Here is a 2803-nt window from a genome sequence, read left to right as displayed (position 1 = left end):
GCTGGGCGGGGACGGCGCCGGCCGGAGCCGGGCCGCTCGCCGGGGCCGGCGCAGTGCCGGTGGCAGGCTGCGCGGGGATCACCGCGACCGGGGCGGGCGGCTGGCCCTCGGCCAGGCTCGCCGGGACCAGGGGCAGGAAGAGGGCGTACCCGCGGGTGCCGGCCGGGACGGTGACCGGAATCGCCCACGCGGGCTGGCCCTCCTGACCGGGCCACACCACGCCCGGTGGGAGGCCCTCGGCGGTGGGCATGACGAGCAGATACGGCGTGGCGTCAGCGGGGACGTCGCCACCCGTCGACCCGGCCGCCGCGGCGGTCCGGGGTGAATCTGGCGCCGATGGCGGCTCGGACACAGGACGCTCCTTGATCACAGGGTGCCGTCACTGTAGGGCCAAGGGCCCTCCGCCCGCCGTCCCCCGAGCGGTCCACCGACCGGTCGGTCAGCACACCCGGCCGGTCCGGTGACGGCGTCCGCCCCGCCGCCCCGACTGGCCGGTGGATCAGCAGCCACGCCCGGGTTCAGTGCACCGCGGTGGTCTCCGTGGCGGTGTTGTTGGTCGGATCTCCGTCGTACTCGGTGCCGGTCACCCGGGCCTCGGTGGTGACCGTGCCCACGCCCTGCGGCCGCAGGCTGACCGCCACGGTCGCGGTCGCTCCACTGGCCAGTACGCCGAGGTCACACTCGACCCGCCCGGCGATGGTCGACCCGCAACCGCCCTGCGACGGCTCGACGGAGAGCAGCGTGACGCCACCGGCCACCGTCGCGGACCACGCGTCGGTCAGGTGGGCGGCGGACGGCGACGGGCCGTGGTTGGTGACCGTCAGCGTGTAGGTGAGGGCCCGACCGGGGAGGCTCGGGTCGCTGGACTCGCTGACCGTGACGGCGAGGTCCGCGGCGGGCAGCACGGTGAACGAGACGGACGAGCTGTTGTTCGCCGGCTGCGGGTCCGGTTGGTCTGCCGTGACGGAGCCCGAGATCGTGAAGTCTCCGGGTGCGGACGCGGTCACCCAAAGCAGGGCGGTGGATCCTGCCGGGGCGGGCAGCTCGGTCGGGCCGACGGTGCAGACCGAGTCGGTCCCGTCGGGTACGCAGGCGGCGCCGGACGTGACCGAGAGGCCGGCCGGCATCCGGAGCCGCGCCGTGACATTGGTGGCGGTGGCTGGGCCGGAGTTGAACATCCCGGCGGAGATGAGGAACTGCGTGCCGGCGTGGATGGGGTTGTACTGCGCGCCCAGTTGAAGCGCGACGTCGGCCTCGGTGGGTGTGGTCACCGTCGTGGTCGCGGTACGGCTGTTGTCGGAGGGGTTCGTGTCCGGTTCGGTGGAGGACACCGTGAAGGTCAGCGACAGCGTCCCCGCCTCGGTGGGCCTGACCTCGATGATCAGCGGCGAAACCATCCCGGGCGCGCCCAGCGTTCCCAGGTCGCAGGTGATCAACGTCGACGTGGCGCTGCACCGGTCGTCGTTGGACCCCTGGAAGGAGGCCCGGGCCGGGAGTGGTGCGGTCAGCAGCGTGCCGGTCGCCGTGCCCGGGCCGCGGTTGCCCACCTGGACGGTGTAGGAGACGGTCGACCCGGCGAAGACCGGGTCCGGACTGTCGCTGACATCGGAGACGAACAGATCCACCGGAGCGGCCGCTCGCGCCGCTCCAGTGGGGACGACCACGGAGACCAGGCCAAGCAGGAGGGCGGACAGCAGACGGGTGCGGGCGAGCCGGGACATCGGCATTCCTCTTCCCTGTCCTCGACGAGGACCTCCGGAAGGCATCCAGCCAGGGAAATCTATCGCCGTTGAGGTGCGTCGGCGCATCGGCCGCCCGGTCACGATGCCGCGCCGTTTCCCGACGGGGCATTGAGTGAGGTACCGCACGGGCGCCCGGCCGTCGAACTGTTGACCTCCCGCGGCCGTACCTCTGCCCGGGAGGTCGATCACATGGCCGTACGCCGAATGCTCGCCGCCGTCGCCGTCGCCGCCGTCGCCGCCGTCGCCGCCGTCGCGGCCGTCGCGGCCGTCGCCGCGACCCTGCTGCTCACCGCCGTCCCCGCCGCGGCGCACGGCGCACCCACCGCTCCGCTCAGCCGGGCGGCGGCCTGCGGACCCGAGGGCGGGTACGCCACGACGCCCGCCTGCCGCGCGGCGATCGCGGCGGGCGCGGCGGTACGTGAGTGGGACAACATCCGGGTCGCCCGGGTCGACGGCCGGGACCGGGAGCGGATCCCCGACGGCGAACTGTGCAGCGGTGGGCTGTCGGCGTACCGGGGGCTGGACCTGCCCCGCCCGGACTGGCCGGCGACCGAGGTGAGCGCCGGGAGCCGGTTCACCTTCCGCTACCGGACCACGATCCCGCACAAGGGCACGTTCCGGCTCTACGCCACCGTCGACTCCTACGACCCCAGCAAGCGGCTGACCTGGGCGGACCTGGAACCGCGGCCGTTCATGACGGTCACCGACCCGCCGCTGCGGGACGGCGCGTACCAGATGCCGGGGCGGTTGCCGTCGGGTCGCACCGGTCGACACCTCATCTACGTCATCTGGCAGAACTCCGACACCCAGGACACCTATTACTCCTGCTCGGACGTGGTGTTCCGGCCGTCCTCGAAGACTGTCCAGGGGGCCCGGACCGGCACGTCGGCCACCCCGGCCACCAAGGGCGAGTCGGCGTCCCCGCGTACCGTCCCACCGGCCGATGCTCCGCCGGCCGGGGAGGCCGGGGTCCCGGTGGCGGCGGTGACCGACCTCGCCGGTGGACGCTGGCCGCTGGTGGCCGGGGCCGCCGCGGTGGTCACCGTGCTGTTGGCGACCAC

2 protein-coding genes and 1 pseudogene are annotated in these 2803 nt (G+C 73.9%); 1 reads left to right on the top strand and 2 read right to left on the bottom strand.

Annotated features, from left to right (window positions below):
- A pseudogene (locus tag DKL51_RS16975) lies at nt 1-352 on the bottom strand (DUF4153 domain-containing protein); the annotation flags it as partial.
- A 166-nt stretch (nt 353-518) separates the two neighbouring features.
- Nucleotides 519-1721, bottom strand: a complete 1203-nt coding sequence (locus DKL51_RS16970) for a DUF11 domain-containing protein (RefSeq protein WP_165823074.1) — start codon at nt 1719-1721, stop codon at nt 519-521.
- 210 nt (nt 1722-1931) lie between these two features.
- Here DKL51_RS16970 and DKL51_RS16965 point away from each other — a divergent pair.
- A partial coding sequence (locus tag DKL51_RS16965) for a lytic polysaccharide monooxygenase auxiliary activity family 9 protein (protein WP_124812255.1) occupies nt 1932-2803 on the top strand: 872 nt, incomplete at its 3' end.

It is taken from the genome of Micromonospora globispora, assembly GCF_003857015.1.
GTDB classification, from domain to species: domain Bacteria; phylum Actinomycetota; class Actinomycetes; order Mycobacteriales; family Micromonosporaceae; genus Micromonospora; species Micromonospora globispora.
Note: the sequence above shows the minus strand (reverse complement) of the source record. Positions and strands in the feature narration are given on the sequence as shown.